Genomic DNA, 3,157 nt, shown 5'->3' with positions numbered 1-3,157 from the left:
GACATATTCGGGGCGGATGCCGAGCTCGATCGAGCCGGCGCCGGTGTTCCCGCTGACAGTCTTGGGCACGCCCGGCAATTCGATGCGCTGGCTGCCGATCGTCGCGGTTCTGCCGTCGATCGCCACCGGCATGACGTTCATGCCGGGCGAGCCGATGAAATAGCCGACAAAGGTGTGGCGCGGCCGCTCGAACAATTCGGCCGGCGTGCCGATCTGGACGATCTCGCCGTCATACATGACCACCACCCGGTCAGCGAAGGTCAGCGCCTCGGTCTGGTCGTGCGTGACATAGACCATGGTGTAGCCGAAACGGCGGTGCAGTTGCTTCAGCTGCGAGCGCAGCACCCACTTCATGTGCGGGTCGATGACGGTCAGCGGCTCGTCGAACAGGATGGCGTTGACGTCCGAACGCACCAAGCCGCGGCCAAGCGAGATCTTCTGCTTCTGGTCGGCGGTCAGGCCGCGCGCTTTCCGGTTCGCCCATGACGCCAGATCGATCATCTCCAGCGTCTCGCGCACCTTGCGGTCGACATCGGCCTCCGGCACGCCGCGGTTGCGCAGCGGGAAGGCCAGATTGTCGTAGACGGTCATGGTGTCGTAGATGACCGGGAACTGGAACACCTGGGCGATGTTGCGCTCCTGAGTGGACAGCCTGGTGACGTCCTTGCCGTTGAACAGCAACTGGCCGTGCGAGGGGTGGAGCAGCCCCGAAATAATGTTGAGCAGCGTGGTCTTGCCGCAGCCGGAAGGCCCGAGCAGCGCGTAGGCGCCGCCATCCTCGAAGGTGTGGTGCACCTCCTTCAGGGCGAAATCTGAATCCTTCTGCGGATTGGGCAGGTAGGAGTGGCGGATGTGGTTGACGTCGATGCGTGCCATCGCTTCCTCCTCAAGCCGCCAGCTTCGGCGCGGCGGCCACGGCGCGGCCGTTTCCGTCGAAGACCATGATGTGGCGCGGATCGATGAACACCTCGACCACGGCGTCGGGCTCGAAGTCGCGGATGCCGTGGGTCAGCATCACCCAACGGGCGTCGGCGAAATCGAGATGGATGAAGCTCTCCGAGCCGGTGATCTCGGTGATGGTGACCTTGGCCCGCACCGGCACGGCGGCGGCATTGGGCCGCTCGAGCGACAGATGATGCGGCTGGAAGCCGATCGTGTAGATGGCGTCGGCAATGCCGGTGAGCTCGGCCGGCACCGGCAGCGTCACGCCGCCCTCGAGCAGGAAAACCGGACCCTTCTTGGCGAGCACGATGGTGTTGAGCGGCGGATCGGCAAAGGTTCTTGCCGTCACCAGGTCGACCGGCTTGCGGAACACCTCGATGGTCGGGCCGAACTGGGTGACGCGGCCTTCCGAAAGTGTCGCCGTATTGCCGCCGAGCAGCAGCGCCTCGTGCGGCTCGGTGGTGGCGTAGACGAAGATGGTGCCGGCGGCGGCGAAGATCTTCGGCAGCTCGGCGCGCAGCTCCTCGCGCAGCTTGTAGTCGAGATTGGCGAGTGGCTCGTCGAGCAGCACGAGGCTGGCGTTCTTGACGATGGCGCGGGCGAGCGCGGTGCGCTGCTGCTGGCCGCCGGACAGGCTGAGCGGGGTGCGGTCGAGATAGGGCGTGAGCTTCAGCAGTGCCGCGGCGTTGCGCACTTCCTTGTCGATCTTCGCCTGCTCGGCGCCGGCGACCCTCAGCGGCGAGGCGATGTTCTCGTAAACGGTCATCGCCGGGTAGTTGATGAACTGCTGATAGACCATGGCGACGTTGCGCTTCTGCACCGGCTGGCCGGTGACGTCCTTGCCGTCGAACCAGACCGAGCCGGAGGTCGGCGCGTCGAGGCCGGCCATCAGCCGCATCAGGCTGGTCTTGCCGGACAGCGTCGGTCCGAGCAGCACGTTCAGCGAGCCGTGCTGGAGCGTCAGCGACACGTCGCGGATATGCTCCGCCGCGCCGACCGTCTTCGACACGTTTCTCAATTCCAGCATGATGCCTCCTCCCCGGCTCTGTGCATCACACGGCCATCCTATTCGGCCGCCGCGACATGGCGGCGACTTATTCCACGCATGAATTCGTCGAGCGTCGCGGCCTGCTCGCGACTGAGATGCAGGCCACGCTTGGTCCGGCGCCACAATACATCCTCAGCGGTCAGCGCCCATTCGTTTTCGACGAGGTAGCGAACCTCGGCTTCGTAGAGATCAGCGCCGAAGTTGCGGCCGAGATCGGCATTCGACTTGGCGAGCCCCAGCACGGCCTGCGCCAGCGTGCCGTAGAGCCGGGTCAACCGACGCGCCAGGCGCTGATCGAGGAACGGATAGGCGCTCTTCAGTTTCGCAACTTGCGCCTCGAAGCCGGTGGGCGGGAAATTGCCGCCCGGCAGCGGCGCGTTCGAGGTCCAGGGCTTTCCGCGCTTGCCGAGGAAGCTTTCGATCTTTTCCAGCATCGATTCCGACAGCCGGCGATAGGTGGTGATCTTGCCGCCGAAGGCGTTGATGATCGGCGCGGACCCCTCGCCGCCATCGGTTTTCAGAACATAGTCGCGGGTCGCTTCCTGCGCCCTAGAGGCGCCGTCGTCATAAAGCGGGCGCACGGCCGAATAGGTCCAGACGATGTCGGAACGCTTGACCGGTTGCGCGAAATACTCGCTTGCCGCGGCGCAGAGATAGTCAATCTCGGTGTCGCTGATCTTCACATCATGCGGATCGCCCGGATAGTCGCGGTCGGTGGTGCCGATCAGCGTGAACTCTTCCTCATAGGGAATGGCGAAGATGATGCGGCCATCCTTGTTCTGGAAGAAATAGGCGCGCGGATCATCGAACTTCTTGGCGATGACGATGTGGCTGCCTTGCACGAGGCGGACATTGTGGACGTCGTTCTGGCCGACCGTCGCCGAAAGCACGTGATCGACCCAGGGGCCGGCGGCGTTGACCAGAAGCCTGGCCTTGACTTCCTCGGTGTCACCGGTCCTCAGGTCCTCGAGCCGGATTGCCCAGAGGTCGCCTTCGCGACGCGCGCCGACGACCTTGGTGCGGGTGCGGATGATCGCGCCGCGGTCGGCGGCGTCGCGAGCATTCAGTGCCACCAGGCGGGCATCGTTGACCCAGCCGTCGGAATATTCGAAGGCCTTGCGAAACAGCGGCTTCAGCGGCTTGCCGGCCGGATCCGTCCCCATGTCC

The 3,157-nt window shown here is 64.8% G+C and carries 3 protein-coding genes; all 3 read right to left on the bottom strand.

Annotation, left to right across the window (positions count from 1 at the left end):
• Positions 1-876, bottom strand: an 876-nt coding sequence (locus EN745_RS32560; protein ID WP_145992266.1) for an ABC transporter ATP-binding protein, incomplete at its 3' end; no start/stop codon positions are given.
• Between the two features lie 10 nt (positions 877-886).
• On the bottom strand, positions 887-1,969 hold the full coding sequence (locus EN745_RS32555; protein ID WP_127423145.1) for an ABC transporter ATP-binding protein: 1,083 nt from the start codon (positions 1,967-1,969) through the stop codon (positions 887-889).
• A 38-nt stretch (positions 1,970-2,007) separates the two neighbouring features.
• A partial coding sequence (glpD, locus tag EN745_RS32550) for a glycerol-3-phosphate dehydrogenase (protein ID WP_127423144.1) occupies positions 2,008-3,157 on the bottom strand: 1,150 nt, incomplete at its 5' end.

Source organism: Mesorhizobium sp. M4A.F.Ca.ET.022.05.2.1 (genome assembly GCF_003998845.1).
In the GTDB taxonomy this organism is placed as follows: Bacteria; Pseudomonadota; Alphaproteobacteria; order Rhizobiales; family Rhizobiaceae; genus Mesorhizobium.
Note: the sequence above shows the minus strand (reverse complement) of the source record. Positions and strands in the feature narration are given on the sequence as shown.